This window comes from Bradyrhizobium manausense (assembly GCF_001440035.1).
Taxonomy (GTDB): Bacteria; Pseudomonadota; Alphaproteobacteria; order Rhizobiales; family Xanthobacteraceae; genus Bradyrhizobium; species Bradyrhizobium manausense.
On the sequence record NZ_LJYG01000112.1, the window covers coordinates 663941 to 685710 of the forward strand.

Sequence of the window (21770 nt, forward strand, 5' to 3'; positions counted from 1 at the left end):
CCTCCTCCCGGGCCTACGAGCCTCTTGGGGCCGCCCTGCACCCTCACAGGACGGCCCCTTTTTTCATGGCGCCGCGGTTTTCGGCATCACGAATGCGCCTATCCCGTCGGCAGCGCATCCAGATGACAGGCGACCCATTGCTCGCCTTCCGCCGAACGAAGCTGCGGCTCTTCGGTCCGGCAGCGATCGAAGACGTACGGGCAGCGGGTATGGAAGCGGCAGCCTTTCGGAGGGTTGATCGGGCTCGGCACGTCGCCGCCGAGGATGATGGGACTGCGCTTGGCCCCCGGGTCCGGCAGCGGGACCGCCGAGAGCAGCGCCTTGGTATAGGGATGTCGCGGCGCTGCAAAGATCTGCCGCCGGGGCGCCACCTCGACGATCTTGCCGAGATACATTACCGCGACGCGATGGGTCATATGCTCGACGATGGCGAGATCATGGCTGATGAAGAGCAGCGCCAGGCCAAACTCGCGCTGCAGATCCTGCAGCAGGTTGACGATCTGCGCCTTGACCGAGACGTCGAGCGCCGAGACCGCCTCGTCACAGACGATCAGCTCGGGCTCGGCCGCCAGCGCCCTGGCGATGCCGATGCGCTGACGCTGACCGCCGGAGAACTCGTGTGGCCGGCGGTTCAGCGCCTCGCGCGGCAGGCGCACCGTGTCCATCAGCGCGGTCACGCGCGTTTCGAGATCGGTTGCCGATTTGGCGAGGCCGAAATTGCGGATTGGCTCGGCCAGAATGTCGCGCACCCGCATGCGCGGATTGAGGCTCGAGAACGGATCCTGGAACACGACCTGCACGCGCCGGCGCATCTGGCGCATCGTGCTCGGCAGCGCATCGTCGATGCGCTGGCCGTCGAGGATCACCTGGCCCGACGTCACATCGAACAACCGCAGGATCGCGCGGCCGACCGTCGACTTGCCGCAGCCGGATTCGCCGACCAGCGACAGAGTCTCGCCGCGCGCGATCTCGAACGAGACGCCGTCGACGGCATAAACGAATTCGGAGTTGCGCCCAAACAGGCCCTTGTTGACAGGAAAATGCTTCTTGAGGTCGTTGACCTGGAGCAGCGGGACACTCATGCCGCGACGGCTCCCTTGGCTGCGTAGTGGCAGGCCGCGATATGGCGCGGCCCCTTCTCCTCGAGCCCCGGCGCATATTGCCGGCAGAGATCGGTCGCGAGCGCGCAGCGGCCGGCGAAGACGCAGCCGGTGATCGGTTTGCGCAGATCGGGCACTTGCCCCGGAATTTCAGCGAGCCGCGTCGTGGTGCCTGATAGCGAGGAGCCGAGTTTCGGCACTGCGCCGAGCAATCCTTGCGTATAGGGGTGGCGCGGGGAACGGAACAGCTCGGCCACCGGCGCTTCCTCGACCTTGCGGCCGGCATACATCACCATGACGCGCTCGGCGATCTCAGCGACGACGCCAAGATCGTGGGTGATCAGGATGATCGCGGCGCCGACGCGGCGCTTCAGATCGAGCATCAGCTTCAGGATCTGCGCCTGGATGGTGACGTCGAGCGCCGTGGTCGGCTCGTCCGCGATCAGGAGCTTCGGATTGCAGGCGAGCGCAATCGCGATCATCACGCGCTGGCGCATGCCGCCGGAGAGCTGGTGCGGATATTCCCGCACGCGCCGCTTCGGCTCGGGAATGCCGACCAGCGTCAGCATCTCGACCGCGTGCGCCTCGGCGGCCTGCTTGTCCAGGCCCTGATGAATCATCAGGGTCTCGCGGATCTGGCGGCCAACGGTGAGGACCGGGTTGAGGCTGGTCATCGGCTCCTGGAAGATCATCGAGATGTCGTTGCCCCTGATGGCCCGCATCTCGCGATCCGACATTTGCAGCAGATCCTTGCCGGCGAAGCGGATCGCGCCCGCGATCCTGCCCGGCGGCTCCGGGATCAGCCGCATCAGCGACATCGAGGTGACCGACTTGCCGCAGCCGGACTCGCCGACGATGGCGAGCGTCTCGCCCTCATTGACATGGAAGGACACCCCGTCCACCGCGCGGTTGATGCCGCTGGGAGTGCGGAAGTGGGTCTGGAGGTTCTCGACTTCAAGCAACGCCATCGCGATCAGCCCGTTCAGAGACGCTTGGCCATGCGCGGATCGAGCGCATCGCGAAGGCCGTCGCCGAGCAGGTTCACGGCGAGCACGGTGACGGACAGGAAGGCCGCCGGGAAGAACACGATGTAGGGCTTGACCTGCCACAGCGCGCGGCCCTCGGCCATGACGTTGCCCCAGGACGGAATGGTGGGTGGCGTGCCGGCACCGATGAAGGACAGGATCGCCTCGGTGATCATGGCGCTGGCGCAGATATAGGTCGCCTGCACCAGCATCGGCGCAACCGTGTTGGGCAGGATGTGGCGCAGGATGATCATCGGCGTGCGTGTGCCGCACGCGACCGCCGCATCCACATAAGGCTGCTCGCGCAGCGACAGCACCACGCTGCGGACCAGGCGCGAGACGCGCGGGATCTCGGCGATGGTGATGGCCAGGATGACGTTGCCGACGCTGCCGCGCGTCAGCGCCATCAGCGCGATCGCGAGCAGGATCGGCGGGATCGACATCAAGCCGTCCATGAAGCGCATCAAGATGCCGTCGGCCCAGCGGACGAAGCCCGAGACCATGCCGATGGCAAGGCCGGCCGCGGAGGCGAAGATCGCAACCGACAGCCCGACCGTGAGCGAGACCCGCGCGCCGAACAGCACGCGCGAATAGATATCGCGGCCGAGCACGTCGGTGCCGAACCAGAACGCTGCCGACGGCGCCCTCGTGCGCTTGGCAGGCGCGAGCGCAGTCGGCTCGACGGTCCAGAGATACGGCGCAAAAACCGCGATCAGCACGAGCACCAGCAGCAACAGGCCGCCGATCGCGACGGTCGGATGGCCGCGCAAGAACCCGATGAAGCCCCGGCGGATCGTGACCGGCCGCAGGATGTCAGGCAGTTGCGGCGCGAGGACGAGCCCGGCCGGAAGCGACTGCGGGTTGACAGTGGTATCGGTCAATAGCGGATCCTCGGGTCGACGAGCGTGTAGGTGACGTCGATCATCAGGTTGACGAGGACGTAGACGAAGCTGAACAGCAGCACGATGCCCTGAATGACGGGATAGTCGCGCCGCAGGATCGCATCGATGGTGAGACGGCCAAGACCGGGAATCGCGAACACGCTTTCCGTCACGACCGCGCCGCCGATCAGGAGCGCGATGCCGATGCCGATCACGGTGACGATCGGCACCGCCGCGTTCTTCAGCGCATGAATGAACAGGATGCCGCCCTGCCCGAGGCCCTTGGCCTTGGCGGTGCGGACATAGTCCTGCTGCAGCACTTCGAGCATGGCGGCACGGGTGATGCGCGCCACCAGCGCGATATAGACGCAGCCGAGCGCAATCGCCGGCAGGATCAAATTCTGCAGCCACGGCCAGAAGCCCTGGTTGAGCGGCGTATAGCCCTGCACCGGAAGCCATTCGAGCTCGAGTGCGAAGATGTAAGCCAGCATGTAGCCGACCACGAAGACCGGCAGCGAGAAGCCGAACACGGCGAAGCCCATGATGGCCCGATCGATGAAACTGCCGGCCTTCCACGCCGCAACGACACCGAGCGGCACCGCGACGAGGATCGTGAGCAGCAGCGTGATCACCATCAGCGATAGCGTCGGTCCGAGACGCTGCCCGATCATGGTCGACACCGGCAGGTTGGTGAAGATCGAGGTGCCGAGATCGCCGTGCATGAGACGCCAGACCCAGCTTCCGAACTGGATCAGGAACGGCCGGTCGAGGCCGAGGCTCTGGCGGATGCGCTCCACATCCTCCGGGCTCGCCTGGTCGCCCGCGATCACCACGGCCGGATCACCCGGCGCGATATAGAGCAGGCTGAACACGAACAGCGCGACAATCGCCATCACCGGCAAGGTGGCGACGATGCGCCGGAGGATGTAGGAAAGCATCTGGCCTCAGCGCAGGATCATGCGGTCTTCGTCACGCCCCAGAAGAACGGCAGCGGTCCCTTGGTCACACCGGAGACATTCTTGCGCCACGCGGTGTAGGTCAGGAAGAAGCCGGTCGGCGCGTAGACGACGTCATCCATCGCCGCCTTGTTGAGACGGCCGATCGCGGCCTTCTCTTCGTCGAGGTTCTTGGCTTCGAACCAGGACGTGACCTCCTTTTCCGTGCCGGCGCTGGTCGGCCAGCCGAACCAGGCCTTGTCGCCATTGGCACGAATGGCGGTGTAGGGCGCGGGATTGATGCAGTCCGCGCCGGCATGCCAGGTGTGGAACATGTTCCAGCCGCCCTGGCCCGGCGGCGTCTTCTGGGCGCGGCGCGAGCCGACCGTGCCCCAATCCGTCGCCACGAAGTCGACATTCATGCCGAGCTTCTTCAACAGATCGGCCGTCACGTCGCCCATCGCCTTGGTGATCGGCTGGTCTTGCGCGACGAGACACGTCACCGGCTGGCCGGAATAGCCGCTCTCGGCGAGCAGCTTCTTGGCGGCATCAAGATCCCGCTTGCCCTTCAGGACCTCGCCACCCATCTCGGTGTAAAGAGGCGTGTCGGGCGTGAAGAAGCCGGGCAGCGGCTTCCACAGCGAATCGTCGTCGCCAACGAGCGCGCGCATATAGTCTTCCTGGCTCATCGCCATCAGCACGGCGCGCCGCGCGCGCACGTCGTTGAAGGGCGGATACAGGAAGTTCATGCGGAACGAGCCGATATTGCCGAGCGGATCGCCGATATCGACATTGATGTTCTTGTTCTTCTTCAGCACCGGAACGAGATCGGCGATCGGGTTCTCCCACCAGTCGATCTCGCCATTCTGCAACGCCGCCGCCGCGGTCGCCGGATCCGGCATGATCACCCACTCGATGCGATCGAGCAGGATCTGCTTGCCGCCTGCGAGCCAGGACGCTTTCTCCTGCCGCGGCGCATAGTCGGCGAATTTTTCGAACACCGCTTTCGCGCCCGGCACCCATTCGCCCGCGACGAACTTCATCGGGCCGGAGCCGATATAATCCGAAATCTGCTTGAACGGATCGGTCTGCGCGATGCGTTCCGGCATGATGAAGGCGCAGGGCGAATTGTTCTTGGCGAGCGCGTAGAGCAGCTTCGGAAAGGGTTGCTTCAGCACCCATTTGAAGGTGCGATCGTCGACGGCCGTGAGTTCCTGCTGGATCGCCTTGAGCATCAGGCCCATGGGGTCGCGCGCAGCCCAGCGGCTGAGGCTCGCGACGACGTCCTTGCTCCGCACCGGCTCGCCGTCGTGGAATTTCAGGCCCGAGCGCAGCTTGAACGTCCAGGTCGTGCCGTCGTCCGTCACTTCCTCGGATTCGACCATCTGCCGTTGCGGCTGGAACGAGGAATCGATGCCGTAGAGCGTGTCCCAGACCATCGCGGCCGCATTGCGCACGACATATTGGGTGCCCCAGATCGGGTCAAAATTGGCGAGATTGGCCTGCGGCACGAAACGCAGGGTCCGGGCTGCCGCGCCTTGCGCGATCGCCGGGGCCGAGAGGCCACCGGTCAATGCCAGACCGCTCGCGCCGGCCAGTCCCTTCAATACCGTCCTGCGATCCATAAAGTCCTCCAGTAAAGCCGTGGTGCCAGCCAATCATTGGCCAAAGGCAGGTGAAACAGAGCCCATCGGCCTGCAAATGGTATGCCAGCAACCGTTCCTTCGGCAGCGGGCTATTGGCGACTTGCGCCTGTCGCCGCGCAGCAGCGCGGACGACGATCGTCGTCGCGCCGGGTGCGCGATCACAGCAGTTTTGCTCCGAAATTCCGCTCCGGATCCATGTCCGCCACGAGCCGACCGGTCGGCTTCGCCGCCTCGCCGCCGCTGCGCGCCAGGAATTGGCCACTGCCGGCGCTGGCGAGACATTTGCCGCCGTCGACGATCAGCCGGCCACGCGACAGCACGGAAACCGGCCAGCCCCTGAGCTTGCGGCCGGCGAACGGCGTGTAGCCGGCGAGATCGTGCATCATCTCGTCGGCGATCACGGTCTCGCGGTTGGGATCCCAGATCGCGATATCGGCATCGGCGCCAACGGCGATCGAGCCCTTGCGCGGACGCAGATTGTAGATCTTTGCCGGCGCCGTCGCGGTCAGCTCGACGAATTTTTCGAGACCGAGCCTGCCCTTCGAGACCATCGCGTCGAACAGCAGCGGCAGCCGTAGCTCCAATCCCGGAAGGCCGTTGGCGACCTGCTTGAAGTTCGGATTGGGGCCGGCACGCAGCTTGCCGGTCTCATCAAAGCGATAGGGCGCGTGATCCGACGAGATGGTCTGGAGATCGCCGAGCGACAATGCCTGCCACAGTGCTTCCTGGTCGGAATGCGTGCGCGGCGGCGGACTGCACATCCACTTCGCGCCTTCCGCGCCGGGCTTGTCGAGATCGCTAGCGGTGAGGAACAGATATTGCGGGCAAGTCTCGGCAAACACCTTCAGCCCCTGCCCCCGCGAGTCGCGGATCACCTTGGCGCCTTCGGCGGTCGAGACATGGAAGATCATGATCGGCTGGTCGATCAGCGCCGCCATGCCGATCAGCCGGGTGAAGGCTTCCGCCTCAGACACGCGGGCGTGGCTGACGGCGTGGTATTTCGGCATGGTGTAGCCGCGCGCGAGCAGCCGCTTCACCATCCACGCGATGATGCCGTGGTTCTCCGCGTGCGCACACAGCATTGCGCCGGACTGGCGCGCGGCGAGGAGGATGTCGAGCAGCGGCTCGTCGTCCACCTTGAGCCGGTCATAGGTCATGAAGATCTTGATCGAGGCATGGCCCTGCTTCACCAATGCGGGAATGTGCTCTTCGACCGTCTCCCTGGTCGCATCCGCAATGATCATGTGAAAGGCGTAGTCGATCACGGCGCCCTTCCTGGCGAGTGCGTGATAATCCTCCACCACCTGCGGCAGCTTCATGCCGACATGCTGCGCTGCGAACGGAATCACCGTGGTGGTGCCGCCAAACGCCGCCGATACGGTCGCGCTCTCGAACGTATCGGCATTCATGATGCCGGCCGCGGAGAGCTGCTCGATATGGGCGTGGCTGTCGACGCCACCAGGCAGCACCAGCTTGCCGCGCGCATCGATCTCGCGCTTGGCCGGAGGCAGACCACGACCGATGGCCGCAATGGTCTCGCCGGAGATGGCAACGTCCGCCTCGAACACGTCTGTTGTTGTGGCGACGCGCCCGCCGCGGATGATGAGGTCGTAGGTGGGTTCGGTCATGAGGCACTCCATGGTTGATCGCCAGCTTGCGAGAAGGCCGTCCGCATCACTTCTCAGGCGGCGGCACCGCACCGGTGCGGCTGGTGATCAGGCCGTAATGCTCGATGCGGCGATGCCTGGCGAAGTCGAAGATCGTGGTCTTGCCGAAGGTGGTGGCGTCGAGGTCGCAGGCGTGGACCAGAACCTCGTCATCGTCGGTCTTTGCTTCGGCAACGATCTCGCCATTGGGATCGACGATCAGGCTGCCGCCGAACAGCGCATGCCCATCCTCGACGCCGGCCTTGGCGACCGCAACCACCCAGGTCGCATTCTGATAGGCGCCGGCCTGCACGGAGAGGCGGTTGTGGAACAGGCGCTTCTCGACGCCCTCTTCGCTCTTCTCCGCATTCACCGACGGCGTGTTGTAGCCGATCAGCACCATCTCGACGCCCTGCAAGCCCATGACGCGATAGGTCTCGGGCCAACGGCGATCGTTGCAGATGGCCATGCCGATGATGCCACCGAGCTCGCGCCAGACGTTGAAGCCGAGATCGCCCGGCTCGAAATAGCGCTTCTCCAGGTGCTGATGCGAGCGGTGGGATTCGTATTCGACATGGCCGGGCAGATGGACCTTGCGATATTTGCCGACGATCCTGCCGGATTTGTCGGTGAGGATCGCGGTGTTGAAGTGGTGACCGTCGGGCGTCAGCTCGGCATAGCCGAAATTCATCGCGATTCTGTGCTGCGCCGCGCGCTCGAACAGCGGCATGGTCGCCGCATTCGGCATCTCGCGCTCGAACCAGCTGTCGAACTCGGCTCGGTCCTCCACATACCAGCGCGGGAAGAACGTCGTCAGTGCCAGCTCGGGATAGACGATGAGATCGGCGCCTCTTCTCTTGGCTTCGTCCATCAGCGCGATCATGCGCTTGACCACGGCCTCGCGGCTGTCGGCCCTCTGAATCGGGCCCATCTGAGCGGCTGCAACTGTGACGATACGCATCAGCGATGTCCTGACTTCTTGACGACTTTTTTTGGCGAGGCTGGCGATCGCAGCTTCAAGGGCGGGTCTGCGCGCGCAGCATAACGTGGCCGAGCGGCGTTTTGCCAGCCAAGCAGCTTTCATGCCGTCCGTTCTCCCCGTTCGGCACCTTGCAGCCGCGCCCCAGTAAACCCTCGGGCGCGGCGATGATACTCCACGTCCAGAGGATGCGCGCTCACCTCCATCTCGGTGGACCGCACTGCCCGCGGAATGAGCACGTGAGCATAGGGATAACGTGCAGCGCACCACGGATTTTCCGCGATGAATTAGCGACTTTCGCCCGCTGCAATCGAAGGAATTGAGCTGTCTGGCTAATTTACAGGCGTCAACTCACGGGGCTGCCGGAACTCTGGCCTTCGCTTCCCGTTGATGATTTAAGCACATCCCAGCACATCCCTCGCCCGCGATCGCGTGCGCTTCCCTCCCGGAGTTTCACCGATGGCCTCAGCCGACCGGCCGGCGACGCGGCTCGCCACGCGCCTCTCGTTCCTGGTCGCCGGATTCGGCCTTGCGTGCTGGGCGCCGCTGGTTCCGTTCGCGAAGGCACGGCTCGCGGTCGACGACGCCGTCCTCGGCCTGCTGCTGCTCAGCCTCGGCATCGGCTCGGTCGTTGCGATGCTCGCAACCGGCATTTTGAGCGCGCGTTACGGCACCAAGCCGATCATCATCGCCGGCGGGATCGGCCTTGCCCTGATGTTGCCGCTGCTGGTCGTCGCCGGCACGCCTGTAGCGTTGGCGCTGTCGCTGCTCGCATTCGGAGCCGCGCTCGGCTCCATCGATGTCGCCATGAACATCCACGCCGTCGAGGTCGAGCGCGCGGCAGGACAGCCGCTGATGTCGGGCTTTCATGCGCTGTTCAGCATTGGCGGGTTTGCCGGATCGGCGGTGATGACGGCGCTGCTGTCGCTGCATCTTGGACCGCTCGGAAGCGCATTGATCTGTTCCGTACTGATGCTGATCGCGATGGCGATGACTTGGCCACGCCTGCTGCGCAGGACACAGGCGCAGGAGGGACCGCTGTTCGTGCTGCCGCACGGCATCGTGCTGTTGCTGGCGCTGCTGGCCGCCGTCACGTTCCTGATCGAAGGCGCGATGCTGGACTGGGGTGCCCTGCTCGTCATCGGCGCGGGCCTCGTCAGCGAGGCTCGCGGTGGGATCGGCTACATCGTGTTCTCGATTGCGATGACCGTGGGCCGGCTTGGCGGCGACGCTGTCGTTGCGCGGATCGGCAATCGCGCGACATTGATCGGGGGAAGCCTGCTTGCGGTCGCGGGCCTTGCGGTGCTGCTGCTCGCACCGAGCGCGGCCATTGCCATCGCCGGTTTCCTGCTGATCGGCCTTGGCGCCTCGAACCTCGTGCCGGTGCTGTTCCGTGGTGCGGCCAGGCAGACCGCCATGCCCACCGGGCTTGCGGTGGCGTCGATCACCACCGCCGGCTATGCCGGTGTGCTGGTTGGCCCTGCCGGCATCGGCTTTGTCGCCCATGCCATCGGATTGCCGGCGGCATTCTGGATGCTCGCCGCGCTGATGTGCATCGTCACGCTGTCGGCGCGCGCCGTGACCAGAAAAATTTAGCGCGTCATGCGCCTTTGCTTGCAAAGGTTGCCCGCAAGCGCCGCCAGCCGATCACGATTCCGGTGACGGAGAACGCCAGGCCAAGCGCGCAAAGCCCGACGATCAGGCCATCGCGCAGGCGCGAATGCGCCATGAGGACGGGGACGTCCAGCGTATGCAGCGCGCTGTAGGCCCAGCGATAGACGCGCCGCGAAGCATCGAGCCTTTGCAGAATGCTGCCGTCAGCGCCGTCGATATCGAACCAGAGATCGCCGCAGCGTGAGCGATAGACTGGAGCGCCGGGAACGCTGGACCGAGCCGGATAGGCGTCGTCATCCGCAACAACCGACACCGCGCCGCAGCCTCCCGAAAGGCGCGTCGTGAGGCGGAGGACCTCCTGCGCATCCAGGAACGTCTTCTGCCGATCGCGGGCCGCCTCGCCCGCTTTGGTCAAGGTCTGGCGGCCAAGATCGGTCCGGTCGCGCCGAAAGACATTCGCATTGAAAGCAAACCATTCGACTTCGCGGGCAGAAATCGACAGCGCCCGCTGATCGAGCGATGGAGCCGTGCGCCAGTCCGGTACAGCATTCGTTATGCCCGCCTCAGCCGCGGTCAATTGCCCGCGCGAAAACAGCCGGCCGTGATCCATGGAGAGCCAGCCGCTGAAAATCCAGGTCAGCACGAAGACGGTCGAAACGAGACCGATGACGTGGTGCAGAGCGTGCCAGCCGCGATAGGGTGACGAGACCCGCCCCCGGACCTTGATCCTGATGACACCGAGCAGCGCCCCAAGCGCCGCCGCGATCAGGGCCACCAGCGCCAGCATCGAGACGACCCGGTCCCACAGCACCCAGTTGCTCCTGAGAACCGTCGGATAGATCCAGTGCACGACGCTGCCGACCCAATTCCAGCCGCGCTCGCTGCGGGTCGTGTCCAGCACCACCTCGCCGGTCCGCGACGACACGTAGATTTCCGTCCCGGCCGCATCGCCGAGAGCGATGCGAAATAGCGGCCGGTGGCGATCAAACCCGTTCGGCACGCTCCATTGATCGTAATCGGCGCGCGCAATGATCGCAGCGCGTGCGGCATCGAGCCCGCGTCGGCGGGCATGGTCCTGTGCAATGGCGAGCGCGACATCGGGAAATTCCACCGAGGCGTCGGCTCCGTCTGACGCATGGACCGCCCGAACCCGCGACGGTCCCGACACGACATAGACCGGCCCGTCGCTGCGCTGGATCAGGCGAATGCGCGTGGCGTCCGTGATCCCGCTTGCGGCGACCGCGTCGGCAACCGGAATGATCGATGCCCCCTCCACCGGCGCCAGACCGGTGAGGCCTTCCGCCTCCGTCAGTGCGGGAAACGGAACGAAGTGCATCACGATCCCGCTTGCGAACCACATCGCGAACATCAGGCAGAACGCGATGCCGAGCCAGCGGTGCAGAAGGACGATCACGCCGGTCATGTGATCCCCCTACCATTTGAACGCGGCGGCGATCTCGTAGGTCCGGGGCGCACCGAGCAGGATCTGGTCGGGATAGAACGGGTCGCCCCAGATCGCGTAGCGCTTGTCGGTGACGTTGCGCACCCGAAAGGTCAGGCGGGCCTGGTCGACGGCATTGAAAACCGTCTTGGGAATATCGACGAAGGCGTAAACGTCGCCGACGGTATAGGCATTCATGGTCACCGTGTTGGCGTCGCTGTTGGTGCGATCGCCGACATGACGGCCGGTGATGCCGACCTCCACCGGCCAGGGTGTGGAGAAGCGCCAGGACGCGCCGGCATTGGCGACGATGCGCGGCACGTTCGGCGGCCTGTTGCCCGAGAACGAGCCGCCGGTGAAATCATAGTCGGCATAACGCGCATCGACATAGGCGATGTTGCCCCAGAGACGCAAAGGCGCGATGGGGCGAATCGATCCGGCAAGCTCGACGCCCTTGGACTCCTGCCGCCCCGCAATGTTGAGCGTCTGGCCGCCGGCCGCGGCATAGACGTTCTTGCGCACGATATCGTAGGCCGAGAACGACCACTCCGCCCTGTTGTCCCAGAGTACGTGCTTGACGCCGGTCTCGTAGGTGCGTGCGGTGGTCAGATCGAGCGGCTGGGTCGGCCCGAGCAGGAAGATGTTGTTGGCCGAGACATCTGCGCCGGTGGCGTACTGGCTGAAGAAGGTCAGGCCGGGAATGGCCTCCCAGGTGTAGCCGAGGCGCCCCGTGACGGGCGCCCAGGATTTCGTAAACGGGAATCCCGCGTTCTCCAGCCCGTTGACGTCGGTCGAGTTGCGGTCGAGCCCGATATGTTCGACGCGCAGGCCGCCGATCAGAGCGAATGTCCGCGTCAGCTTCAGCCGATCCTCGAACGACAGCGCCTCGTTGTCGATCCGCGCGGTCTGCTGCCTGGTCGTGAGCAGGCCATAGAAGCCACGGTCGGGATCGACGAGATCAACGGAATCGCCGGGGAAATTCGCCGCGCCCGGCCGGACGAAATCGAGATAGCTCGACGAAAAGGTCGTGACGAGACGATTTTCGAGGCCCGCGATATCAGCATCCCACGTCAGGTCGGTGATATTGCCGACCAGACGCTGGCTGTGCGCGACATAGAAGCGGCTGCGATCGACCGTATTCGTCGTTGTGTTGAACGCCTCAACCTCGTTGTTGAGCCAGGAGCGCTCCGCGCCGTAGGCATAGGCCTGACTCTTCAAGGTGAGGTCGGGCGCGAGCCCCAGCTCGAAGCCGCCGCGGAGCCACACCTCCTGAGCCACGTTGCGGTTGTCGAGAACGTTGTAGTTGGTGTTGAAGGTGCGATCGTCGATGGTAACAGGGCCGAGATTGGTCCCGTTGAAGTTCGAGATATAAGCGCCCGAGACGATGCCTGCCGTCGCGTGCGAGCCGCTGAAGGCCACGGGCACCAGGGGCGCGCCCCAATAGGCCCGTCCGCGATCCTCGCGATATTCGATCGCGCCCCAAACCTTGAGGCTGTCCGAGATGCGGTAATTGAGCTGGCCAGACACATCGAGCGTCCTGGTGCTGGTATCGTCGGCAAAGCCGTTAAGCGTGGAGCGGCTCAAGTCGAAACGGTAGTCCAGCCCCTGCACATTGGTGCTGCCGCCCGAGCCGTAATGCGCGCGGAAAGAGTTCAACGAGTCCCAGGAGAAGTCCGCTTCGTTCCGGATCGGCCCCGTGTGCGGCTGCTTGGTAACGAAATTGATCGCGCCGCCGGCGGCGCCCTCGCCCGAGATCAGCGAGGCCGGGCCTTTGAGGATTTCCACGGCTTCGAGATTGGCGGTGTCCATGATCCGCGAGGTCATGTTCTGCGGGCCGATCTTGATGCCGTTGTAGAGCGTGTTGATCTGGCTGTTGGTGAAGCCGCGCATCGAGAAGGCTGAAGGCTCGGCGGGATTGTCGCCGGCGGTGACGCCAACCGCGCCTTGCGCGACATCGGAGACGGTGCGGTAGCCCTGCTCGCGCATGGTCCCGGCGGAGATGACTTCGACCGTTGCGGGTGTCTGTCGCACCGTCAAGCCGAGGCGCGAGGCGCTTTCGGCAACCGCATTGCTGTTGAGCGGCGTCGGCGCCGCATTGTTCGTCACGACCGGTCTTGGCGCGACCTCCGCCGCGGTCGGCTTGCGCGCTGTCGCGCGGCGGGTGCCTGCCGCGTCCCGGGCGGCCGGCTTGGCCCGCTTGCGGGATTGCGGGGGCGACACCTCCACAGCCGGCAGCGTCTCGCGGGCCTGCTGCGCCAAAGCGGCGGACATATCGACAACTACAAGAGATGTCAGAGCGGCAGACGCCAGCAAAATGCGGCGTGGTCGTACAATACGGCTGGTAAACACGGTCCTGGACCTCGGAGTGACGTCAGTGGCACGTCACCGCGAACCAAGGTCCCATCATCAGGCACTAAGCCTTCCGATGAAGCCTGATGTCTGTACTCCCCGACCGACATCTTCGCGTGTGACCACGGCTGACGGCAGGTCTCCTGGCTCGCGGGTCGTGACCGCTTCGTCGCCTTCCCGGGACCGAGGACCCCAGTGGCTTTAAAGACGAAGGATTCACCGCTTACAGTTGCGGGGGCAGCTACGGCATTGGGGACGATGTCCTTACGACACTGTCCCCGCACCGCATTCCCTTTTCATCCCCTCTCGGGGAAACCGTCGCCAGCATCTAGGATTACGACCAAGACGGAGTCAATGTGCAAGACGCGGCGATATTGCCACAGCCACCAACTTCCCGGAGATTGACATGGAAGGCGCGACCTTCCTCTGGCTGATCCGACATGCGCCCGTCGACGGCGTCAAAGGGACGATCCACGCGGCCGATGCAGCGGCGGACCTGACCGATCGCGCGCAACTGGAGGTGCTGCGGTCGCGCTTGCCACACGATGCTGCGAGCTATGCGAGCCCTGCGCGGCGCACGATCGAGACGGCGCGCGCGCTGGGGCTCGAACCAGAACTGGTGCACGAGTTTGGCGAGCAGGATTTCGGCGACTGGACCGGCCGGCGGCACGACGAGCTCGCCAGCAGCGGTGGCGAGGCCTATGCGCAGTTCTGGAACGACCCTGCGCATCAGAGACCACCGGGCGGTGAAAGCTTTGAAGATCAGGTCGCCCGCGTCCGGCTGGGCCTCGCGCGGGTCGGCGCGGGTCCGGCGGCGCTGATTGTGCATTCCGGCACGATCCGCGCCGCGCTGTGCATCGCGCTCGACCTGACGCCGGATGCCGCCTTGCGCTTCGTGATCGATCCGCTGTCGCTGACCCGGATCGACCGGCTCGCGACCGGCTGGCGGGTCGTGTCGGTCAACCAGCGGGTCAGCTAAAGCATGATCCGGAAAAGTGCAAAGCGGTTTTCCGAAGAGATCATGCTCAAACAACAACCCGAAGCGCGATGACGATTCATTCTAATCTCATCGCGCTTTAGGCCTGTCGGGCACGTTGGCCTGCGCGAAGGTCGCCATGTCATTGTGGAGCGCGCAGGCCGATCGCACCAGCGGCAGCGCGATCGCGGCGCCAGAACCTTCGCCGAGCCTGAGATCGAGGCTGATCAAGGGCTGCACGTTCAGCGCACGCAACACCAGCCGGTGCCCCTGCTCCGCCGATTGATGCGACGGCAGCAGGAATGGCTGGCACGACGGATTGAGCCGCACCGCCGCCAGTGCCGCCACCGAAACGATGAAACCGTCGATCAGCACGGGAATGCGCGCCTGCGCGGCCGCGATGATCGCGCCTGATATCGCAGCGATCTCGAGGCCGCCGACGGTGCACAGGATGTTTTCGGGCGAAGCGCTCGCCACACCGTGGCGCGCGATTGCCGCCTCGATCACGCGCACCTTGTGCGCACGGCCGGCCGCATCGACGCCGGTACCACTGCCCGCGATCTCCTCGGCGCCGATGCCGAGCAGGCTCGCGGCAATCGCCGCAGAAGCCGTGGTATTACCGATGCCCATTTCGCCGAAGATCAGCAGGTCAGGCTGATGGGCCTTCGCCCGCGCTACGGCGCGCTGGCCGGCCTCGAACGCAAAGGCCAGCTCAGCCGGCGTGAGCGCAGGCTCAACGCTGAAATCGCGCGTGCCGTGGCGCGGCTTATCCGTGATGATATCAGGCATCGCTTCCTCGGCCAGCGTGCCGGCATCGACAACTTCGAGCGTCGAACCGAGCTCGCGCGCCAGCACCGAGATCGCGGCACCTCCGGACGCAAAATTCGCCATCATCGCGATCGTCACAGCCTGAGGATAGGCCGACACGCCCTGCGCGACGACGCCGTGATCGCCGGCGAAGATGATGATCGGCACGCGCGCGGCGCGCGGGCGTTCGGTCGCCTGCAGGCCGGCGAGCTCGATCGCGAGCTGCTCGAGGCGGCCGAGCGCACCGGTCGGCTTTGTCAGTTGTGCCTGCCGCGCAATCGCCGCTTCGCGGTGGTCGGCGGAGATTTCGGGGCATTTCTGGGTAACCCATTCAGGGAGCATGCTGCCTCGCTTATGGCCTGCGCTTGAGAATGTAACTGTCCATGATCCAGCCGTTCCGCTCGCGCGCGCCCTGCCGCGCGGCGACGATGCGCGGGCCGACCTCAGTCAGCGCGCCGGACAGGATGATCTGGTCGGCCATGCCGAGATAGGCGCCCCACCAGATCTGAAGGCCTTCAGGATCCAGCGACTGGAACGCCGTGCCGCCATCAAGCATCACAACGACGGTGTCGACGCCTTCAGGCCAGCCGCCTTCGCGCAAGCGGCGTCCCGTCGTCACCAGGAACGGCTCACCGATATCGTTGAGCGGCAGCGCATGTGCCGCGCACAGCGCCTGGATCGAGGTGATGCCCGGCACCACCTCGATCTCAGGCAAGGGAGTGAGCCGGCGCGCAATGCGCAGCGAGGAATCGTAGAGCGAGGGATCGCCCCAGATCAGCAGCGCGACCTTGCCGTCTGCGCCCAGATGATCGGCGATCGTCTGCGACCAGATCGCGGCGACCGCGTCGTGCCAATCGTCGACGCCCTTGCGGTAATCGGCTTCGCCGGCGTCGCGCACGGGAAGATCGAATTCGGCGATGCGCGTGGTGTCGTTGGTGAGGACATCGGCGCAAATCGTCCGCCTGAGATCGGCGAGGTCGGACTTTGCGGCGCCCTTGCGCGGGATCAGGATCAGGTCTGCGGTGTTGATCGCGCCAATTGCCGCGCGCGTGAGCTGGCCGGGATCGCCGCAGCCGATGCCGATCAGGGACAGGGTCATCATGACGATCCGCCCTCCGCCAGCGCGCCGAACAGGATGACGGCGGCCGTCGAGGCCGCGCCGCCGCGCGCCAGCTGATCGGCCAGCTCGACAACAGTGGTGCGGACCAGACGCTCGTCAGCGCGGCCGAGCGATTCCGCGAACAGCGCCGGCGTGCTCGGCGAGAGGCCATGTTCGATCAGTTTCGCGACGAGCGCCGGAAAGGTGCGCCGGCCCATATAGACCACCGTCGTCGCATCGGGATCGGCAAGCGCCACCCAGTTCAAATTGGGCGGCAGCTCGCCGGTGACATCGGCACCGGTCACGAATTGGACCCGGCGCGAGGTGTGGCGACGCGTCAGCGGAATGCCGGCATGTGCGGCGGCGACGCAGGCCGAGGTGACGCCGGGAACGATCTCATAGCCGATGCCGGCCTCGCGCAGCGTCTCGATCTCCTCCTCGAGCCGGCCAAAGATGCCGGCATCGCCCGACTTCAGCCGCACGACGCGGACGCCCGTCGCCGCATAGTCGACCAGCAGGCGGTTGACATGATGCTGCTTTGTCGATGGCCGGCCTGCCCGCTTCCCCACCGCGACGAGGTTGGCCCCGGGCCGCGCCAGATCGAGGATCGCCCCGGAGGCGAGATCGTCATAGAGCACAACATCAGCCTCGCGCAGCCGCGCAGCACCCTTGAGCGTGAGCAATTCAGGATCGCCGGGACCGGCGGAGACGAAGGAGACAAAGCCGCTCACCGGTCCTCCGCGATCAGGTGAAAGAAGGTGCCGGTGGCGTGGCCGCGCCGCGAGCCGCTCTCGGCGATGACCGCACCGGTCGCATCGTGCACGACGGCCAGCGGCGTGTCGGGCTGGGCGAGAATAGTCGAATAGTGAAACTCATGGCCGCGCAGCCGCGCGCCAACCTTGTGCCCCGGCATCGGCGCCGCAAGCGCGGCAAGACGATAGCCAAGATGCATGCGGCGCTTGGCAAAGCTCGTCTCGAGGCCGAGCAGGCCTGTCATCTCATGCCTGATACCATCGGCGTCAGTCAAAGCAGCTCCCAGCACCATATACCCGCCGCATTCGCCATGCACCGGCCGCGTCTCGGCGAAGGCGCGCAGGCCGCTGCGGAAGCGCCTGTTCGCGGCGATCTTGCCTGCGTGAAGCTCGGGATAGCCGCCGGGGAGCCAGCACACATCGGCGCTCGCGTCGGGCTCCTCGTCCGCCAGCGGCGAGAAGGTCGATATCTCCGCGCCGGCCGCGCGCCAGGCTTCCAGCATATGCGGATAGACGAAGGAGAACGCGGGATCGCGGGCGAGCGCGATGCGTTGGCCGGGCGGCGTCACGTTCAAGCCGTTCACGACCGGCTGCGGCGACCAGCTTGCGGCCGATTGCAGCACCGCATCGAGATCGACATGCTCCGAGACAAAGCGCGCGGCCTCCTGGATCAGTTTTCCGATCTCCGCCTGCTCCTCGGCCTGCACCAGGCCGAGATGCCGCTTCGGCAGGCTGATCTCGGCATGGCGCGGCAATGCGCCGAACACGGCAATCCCGGCATCGTTCAACGCACGCCGCACGAGGTCTTCATGGCGCGGGCTGGCGATGCGATTGAGCACGACGCCCGCAAGGCGCACGCCGGCGCGATAATCGCGCAGGCCAGCCGCGATCGCCGCCGCTGTCTGCGCCTGTCCGGACGGGTCGATCACCAGAACCACCGGCCAGCCCAGCATCTCCGCGATGTCGGCGGTCGCACCGGTGCCGGAGACACCGCGCGCAGCGACCCCGTCGAACAGGCCCATCGAGCCCTCGGCGAGCACGACATCGGCATCCGCGCCGCGGCTGATCAGATGTGAGATCGTCGCGCTGTCCATCGCCCAGCTATCGACGTTGACCGAAGCGCGGCCCGTAGCGGCGGCATGGAAGGCGGGATCGATATAGTCAGGGCCGCTCTTGAAGCATTGCACGTTCAGGCCACGATTACGCCAGGCACGCGCGAGCGCCAGCGTGAGGGTGGTCTTGCCGACGCCCGAGGCTGGTGCGGAGATGACGAGGGCAGCTGCCATCACGACGCCTCCGGAAAGCGCGGTTCAGTGCCAACGGGCCGATAGCGGCGGTCGTAGTCGGCGGCATAAAGCCGGCTCTCGTCGAAATCCGACGCGCCAAGCGTCTTGCCGACCAGGATCAGCGCGGTGCGCTCCATCTCGGCGCCGAGCGCGGCATCGAGCGTCGCCAGCGTGGCGCGGACGACGCGCTGGTCCGGCCAGCTCGCACGCCAGACGATCGCGACCGGGCAGTCCGCGCCGTAATGCGGGGTGAGCTCGGCAACGACCTTGTCGAGCAGATGGATCGACAGATGGATGGCGAGCACCGCGCCTGTCGCGGCGAAGGCCGCGAGCTTCTCCCCATCGGGCATCGCGCTGGCGCGACCCGCTGTGCGCGTCAGCACAACCGACTGGGAGAGACCGGGCAATGTCAGCTCGGCTTCCAACGCGGCAGCGGCTGCGGAGAAGGACGGAACGCCCGGCGTGACAGTAAAGGGAATGCCGAGCGCGCGCAGGCGGCGCAGCTGCTCGCCCATCGCCGACCAGATCGAGAGATCGCCGGAATGCAGCCGCGCGACATCCTTGCCTGCGGCATGGGCCGCGGCAATCTCGGCTATGATCTCGTCGAGCGACAGCGGCGCCGTATTGACGATCCGCGCGCCTGGGGCGCAATGCGCAAGCACGCCTTCCGGCACCAGCGAACCCGCATAGAGGCAAACCGGACAGGCCGCGATCAAGTCGCGCCCGCGCAGGGTGAGCAGATCGGGCGCGCCCGGCCCGGCGCCGATGAAATGCACCGTCATGGGCCGTCTCCTTCGGCGATCGCCGCCGTCGCCGCGCGATCCCGCGAGACCGCGCGCGTTGCGATCAGCCGCGCGTGAGGGCCGGCGGCCGCGAGGGCGGCGGCTTCGGCGAGCGAGCCCGTGCCGAACCTTTCGGTGATCCGCTGCGACTGCGTCGGCGTTGCGATGCCGGCCAGGGTCTCGGCGGGGACCGCCTTGATCGGAACGCCACACTCGCGCGCGAGCTGCTTCAGCGGCTCCGCATCCGCCTTGTCGCTCACGGTCGCGACCGCAGCCAGCCCCGCGGAACCGCCGGCTGCCAGCAGCGCCTCGCGCAAAGAGGCCAGCGTCACATCCTGTTTGAATCCAAGCCCGGCGACCTTCATCGGACCGTACTCCATTGCACCACCGGCCGCGTCGCCTCCCACGCGTGGTAACGGCCGAGGGGAGCGGCATGCGCGATCTCGACCCGCATCAACTCTCCGCCATGCTGTTGATGCAGCTGGCCGAGCAGCGCTTCCGTCTCCAACGTCACGGCATGGGCGACGAACCGCGTGCCGGGCGCAATCCGCGACCAGACAGCTTCGAACATTGCGCGATCGAGACCGCCTCCGACAAAGACGGAGTCGGGCTCGTCCAGCGTTGCGAAGGCTTCCGGCGCCCGTGCACTGACAACCGCGATCCGATGCGCCAATCCAAACGATGCCGCATTGGTGCGAATATTCGCGGCGCGATCCTCGCGCATCTCAACCGCAATCGCGGTTCCCCCGCACAGAGCCCACTCGACCGAGATCGAACCTGAGCCTGCACCGATGTCCCACAGCCGCTCGCCCGGACGCGGCGCCAAGGCCGAGAGCGCGAGCGCGCGCAGAGGCCTCTTGGTGATCTGGCCGTCATGGACGAACAGATCGTCTGGTAGGCCCGAACTGCGGGGAATGCCCTGGGTTCCCCTCGCCCACACCGCCACCGCGACCAGATCAGCGGCGATCTCCTCGGCAAAGAGGTCGACGCGATGCTGGTCAGTGTTTTCCCGTGGACCGCCAAGCGCCTCGAGCGTCCACATCAGTGACGCGCCCCATCCGCGCTCGGTCAGCCATTTAGCGAGATCGCCGACCGAAGCTGCGTCGCGCATCAGGCAGATGATGTGCGCATCTCGCACCAGATGCGGCACCAGACGCTCGAACGGCGCCGCATGGAGGCCGATGCACGTCGTGGCCTCAAGTCGCCAGCCGAGCCGCGCGGCCGCAAGCGAGAAGGTCGACGGTGCCGGATGCGCGATCCATTCATCGCCATCGAGCATTTCGGCAAGGCTCGCGCCGGCGCCATGCCAGAACGGATCGCCGGAGGCGAGCACCACTGTCGGCCGGCCGCGACAATTCAGCACCGCGCTGGCGTCGAACGGTACCGGCCACGCGCGGCCGCGGCTGCCGGCGGCGGCAAGCGCAAGATGGCGCTCGCCGCCGAACACGGTTTCGGCCTTGGCCAGCGCCTTTCGGCTTGCCTCCGACAGCCCGGCAAGGCCATCTTCGCCGATACCGATGATGGTCAGCCAAGGATTAGCCGGGGAATCAACCATGATGCGCGCCCTTATTCTGGGCGGAATTGCCGATGCGAGCCTGCTCGCCGCCGAGATCGCGCGCGCAGGGATCGATGCGGTGTATTCCTATGGTGGGCGCACCAGAACCCCTGCCGGTCAACCGCTGCCGACCCGCAGCGGCGGCTTTGGCGGCGTGAGCGGTCTTGCTGATTACATCAGCCGCGAACGCATCACGCATGTGATCGACGCGACCCATCCCTTCGCGGCCGAGATGAGCCGCCATGCCATCGCCGCGTGCGCGGCGGCCGGCACGCCGCTGATCGCGCTGGAGCGTGCCCCCTGGGCGAAAGCGCCTGATGATACCTGGATTGAAGTGGTTGACGTCAACGCAGCAGTCGCTGCGCTGCCCGAAGCACGCGCCAACGTGTTCCTGGCCATCGGCCGCCAGCACATCGCGCCGTTCGCGGCGAAGCCGCAGCATGCCTACACGCTGCGGTTCGTCGATCCGCCCGAAGTGCCCCTGCCCTTCGCCGCCGATGTGATCGTCTCGCGCGGACCCTTCACGATTGACGGCGAATTGGAGATGATGCGCATGCGCGGCATCGCCTGGATCGTCGCCCGCAATTCCGGCGGCGACGGCGCCCGTGCCAAGATCGACGCGGCCCGCCTGCTCGGCCTGCCCGTGATCATGATCTCGCGGCCAAACTTGCCCGAGCGCAAGCGGGTCGAGACCGTCGCGGAAGTGATGCAGTGGCTTGGTCATCGGACTTGCCTCGGCGCATAGACCCAGCGGCCAACGCGGCGCGTCTGCGAGTTGCCGACGATCACCAGCGTGCGCATGTCGGCCATCTCAGGCGTCGCATCATTCAGCGGCACGGTCACGATCGTCTCGTCAGGCGCGCTGATCGCGCGCGCGAAGATCACAAGGCGCCCGCC

Annotated in this window: 19 protein-coding genes, 1 pseudogene and 1 riboswitch; of the genes and pseudogenes, 3 read left to right on the forward strand and 17 right to left on the reverse strand. The window is 65.9% G+C overall.

Translation table 11 applies throughout. The features are described from left to right. Nucleotides 1-98: 98 nt before the first annotated feature. The 7 genes from AOQ71_RS39695 to AOQ71_RS39725 form a co-directional block, all read right to left on the reverse strand. Nucleotides 99-1082 carry an ABC transporter ATP-binding protein gene (locus AOQ71_RS39695; RefSeq protein ID WP_057758833.1) on the reverse strand — a complete coding sequence of 328 codons (984 nt, stop codon included), beginning with the start codon at nucleotides 1080-1082 and terminating at the stop codon, nucleotides 99-101. Then, nucleotides 1079-2068, reverse strand: coding sequence for an ABC transporter ATP-binding protein (locus AOQ71_RS39700; protein WP_057758835.1), 990 nt, complete (start codon nucleotides 2066-2068; stop codon nucleotides 1079-1081). Before AOQ71_RS39700 ends, AOQ71_RS39695 begins: the two co-directional genes overlap by 4 nt. Before the next feature lie 14 nt (nucleotides 2069-2082). Next, a complete protein-coding gene (locus AOQ71_RS39705) occupies nucleotides 2083-3006 on the reverse strand; it encodes an ABC transporter permease (RefSeq protein ID WP_057758838.1) in 924 nt (307 codons plus the stop codon). Then, the gene (locus AOQ71_RS39710; RefSeq protein ID WP_057758840.1) at nucleotides 3003-3944 is read right to left on the reverse strand and encodes an ABC transporter permease; all 942 of its coding nucleotides are present in this window, start codon (nucleotides 3942-3944) and stop codon (nucleotides 3003-3005) included. The genes AOQ71_RS39705 and AOQ71_RS39710 overlap by 4 nt, the downstream gene beginning before the upstream one ends. Before the next feature lie 17 nt (nucleotides 3945-3961). Next, complete coding sequence (locus AOQ71_RS39715; RefSeq protein WP_057758842.1) at nucleotides 3962-5566, reverse strand: ABC transporter substrate-binding protein; 1605 nt, start codon at nucleotides 5564-5566, stop codon at nucleotides 3962-3964. 179 nt (nucleotides 5567-5745) lie between these two features. Continuing rightward, complete coding sequence (hydA, locus tag AOQ71_RS39720; RefSeq protein ID WP_057758844.1) at nucleotides 5746-7215, reverse strand: dihydropyrimidinase; 1470 nt, start codon at nucleotides 7213-7215, stop codon at nucleotides 5746-5748. Nucleotides 7216-7261: 46 nt separating this feature from the next. Further along, nucleotides 7262-8194 carry an N-carbamoyl-D-amino-acid hydrolase gene (locus AOQ71_RS39725; RefSeq protein WP_057758846.1) on the reverse strand — a complete coding sequence of 311 codons (933 nt, stop codon included), beginning with the start codon at nucleotides 8192-8194 and terminating at the stop codon, nucleotides 7262-7264. 477 nt (nucleotides 8195-8671) lie between these two features. Between AOQ71_RS39725 and AOQ71_RS39730 the strand changes: the two genes are divergently transcribed. Then, complete coding sequence (locus AOQ71_RS39730) at nucleotides 8672-9808, forward strand: MFS transporter (RefSeq protein ID WP_057758848.1); 1137 nt, start codon at nucleotides 8672-8674, stop codon at nucleotides 9806-9808. Between the two features lie 4 nt (nucleotides 9809-9812). On the opposite strand, the gene AOQ71_RS39735 is transcribed toward AOQ71_RS39730, so the two are convergent. Both AOQ71_RS39735 and AOQ71_RS46140 read right to left on the reverse strand, forming a co-directional pair. Then, nucleotides 9813-11249, reverse strand: a complete 1437-nt coding sequence (locus AOQ71_RS39735; protein ID WP_057758851.1) for a PepSY domain-containing protein — start codon at nucleotides 11247-11249, stop codon at nucleotides 9813-9815. 9 nt (nucleotides 11250-11258) lie between these two features. Then, on the reverse strand, nucleotides 11259-13616 hold the full coding sequence (locus AOQ71_RS46140) for a TonB-dependent receptor (RefSeq protein WP_057758853.1): 2358 nt from the start codon (nucleotides 13614-13616) through the stop codon (nucleotides 11259-11261). A 116-nt stretch (nucleotides 13617-13732) separates the two neighbouring features. Beyond that, a riboswitch (cobalamin riboswitch) is annotated at nucleotides 13733-13951 on the reverse strand. A gap of 71 nt (nucleotides 13952-14022) precedes the next feature. Here AOQ71_RS46140 and AOQ71_RS39745 point away from each other — a divergent pair. Next, entirely contained in the window at nucleotides 14023-14595 is a 573-nt protein-coding gene (locus AOQ71_RS39745; protein ID WP_057758855.1) for a histidine phosphatase family protein, read from the forward strand. 87 nt (nucleotides 14596-14682) lie between these two features. On the opposite strand, the gene cobT is transcribed toward AOQ71_RS39745, so the two are convergent. From cobT to AOQ71_RS39780, 7 genes are read right to left on the reverse strand one after another with little or no spacing between them, the layout of a single operon-like run. Further along, a complete protein-coding gene (cobT, locus tag AOQ71_RS39750) occupies nucleotides 14683-15741 on the reverse strand; it encodes a nicotinate-nucleotide--dimethylbenzimidazole phosphoribosyltransferase (protein ID WP_057758857.1) in 1059 nt (352 codons plus the stop codon). A 10-nt stretch (nucleotides 15742-15751) separates the two neighbouring features. After that, nucleotides 15752-16501, reverse strand: coding sequence for a precorrin-6A synthase (deacetylating) (gene cobF / locus AOQ71_RS39755; RefSeq protein WP_057758859.1), 750 nt, complete (start codon nucleotides 16499-16501; stop codon nucleotides 15752-15754). Continuing rightward, complete coding sequence (gene cobA / locus AOQ71_RS39760) at nucleotides 16498-17229, reverse strand: uroporphyrinogen-III C-methyltransferase (protein ID WP_057758861.1); 732 nt, start codon at nucleotides 17227-17229, stop codon at nucleotides 16498-16500. Before cobA ends, cobF begins: the two co-directional genes overlap by 4 nt. Further along, nucleotides 17226-18536, reverse strand: a complete 1311-nt coding sequence (locus AOQ71_RS39765; RefSeq protein ID WP_057758864.1) for a cobyrinic acid a,c-diamide synthase CobB — start codon at nucleotides 18534-18536, stop codon at nucleotides 17226-17228. Before AOQ71_RS39765 ends, cobA begins: the two co-directional genes overlap by 4 nt. Then, nucleotides 18536-19318, reverse strand: a complete 783-nt coding sequence (gene cobM / locus AOQ71_RS39770; RefSeq protein WP_057758866.1) for a precorrin-4 C(11)-methyltransferase — start codon at nucleotides 19316-19318, stop codon at nucleotides 18536-18538. Before cobM ends, AOQ71_RS39765 begins: the two co-directional genes overlap by 1 nt. Further along, nucleotides 19315-19683 (reverse strand): cobalamin biosynthesis protein, encoded by a 369-nt coding sequence (locus AOQ71_RS39775; RefSeq protein ID WP_057758868.1) that lies wholly within the window; start codon nucleotides 19681-19683, stop codon nucleotides 19315-19317. Before AOQ71_RS39775 ends, cobM begins: the two co-directional genes overlap by 4 nt. Further along, nucleotides 19680-20873, reverse strand: a complete 1194-nt coding sequence (locus tag AOQ71_RS39780) for a bifunctional cobalt-precorrin-7 (C(5))-methyltransferase/cobalt-precorrin-6B (C(15))-methyltransferase (protein ID WP_057758870.1) — start codon at nucleotides 20871-20873, stop codon at nucleotides 19680-19682. The genes AOQ71_RS39775 and AOQ71_RS39780 overlap by 4 nt, the downstream gene beginning before the upstream one ends. On the opposite strand from AOQ71_RS39780, the gene AOQ71_RS39785 reads away from it, so the two are divergent. Then, a complete protein-coding gene (locus AOQ71_RS39785) occupies nucleotides 20872-21618 on the forward strand; it encodes a cobalt-precorrin-6A reductase (protein ID WP_057758872.1) in 747 nt (248 codons plus the stop codon). The genes AOQ71_RS39780 and AOQ71_RS39785 overlap by 2 nt on opposite strands. Here AOQ71_RS39785 and AOQ71_RS49375 read toward each other — a convergent pair. Then, nucleotides 21594-21770 (reverse strand): annotated as a pseudogene (locus tag AOQ71_RS49375) (precorrin-3B C(17)-methyltransferase); the annotation flags it as partial. The gene AOQ71_RS39785 and the pseudogene AOQ71_RS49375 sit on opposite strands and share 25 nt — an antisense overlap.